General features: G+C 56.0%; 1 protein-coding gene. It reads right to left on the reverse strand.

Going from position 1 to position 539, the window contains the following annotated elements:
• Positions 1 to 188: 188 nt before the first annotated feature.
• Positions 189 to 539: branched-chain amino acid transport system II carrier protein (locus ALO43_RS22595; RefSeq protein ID WP_174518518.1), on the reverse strand; the 351-nt coding region annotated here is incomplete at its 5' end.

The following is a 539-nucleotide window of genomic DNA, read 5'->3' on the forward strand; positions in this document are numbered from 1 at the left end:
CAGAAGAACGCTGAAGCCGCTCAGCAGCGTACCAATGAGAACGCCAACAAAGCGCCAGAAGCAGCGCCAGCCACCAAGTAAGGCTGAAACGCTTACAGAACTAAAAAAGCCCGCTTAAAGCGGGCTTTTTCATTTAACTCGTTTCACTTGGCACGTAACGTCAGTTCGACATTCATCGTGTACCGACCTCAAGCCAGCGCCTCGCTGCGCTTGCCCATGAGCCTGTCAACGGCTACAGCGCCCGCCAGCGTGATTACCGAGGGCACCAGCCATGCCAGGCCTTGATCACTCAGCGGCAGACTGGTCAGCACACCCGGCAGATAGTCAGTAAAACCGGCACCCTTCAGCGCGTCGATCAGGCCAAAGATGAGCGATACCAGCATTACCGGTGCAACAACCCGTCCCTGGCTCTGCCAAAAGCCTTTGCAGAAGCTCAGCGCCACCAGCACGATACACGGTGGATAGATAGCGGTGAGTACCGGAATCGAAAACTGGATCAGCTTGGTCAGCCCCAGATTGGATACCAGCAGCGAGAACAC

Source organism: Pseudomonas tremae (genome assembly GCF_001401155.1).
Classification (GTDB): Bacteria; Pseudomonadota; Gammaproteobacteria; order Pseudomonadales; family Pseudomonadaceae; genus Aquipseudomonas; species Aquipseudomonas tremae.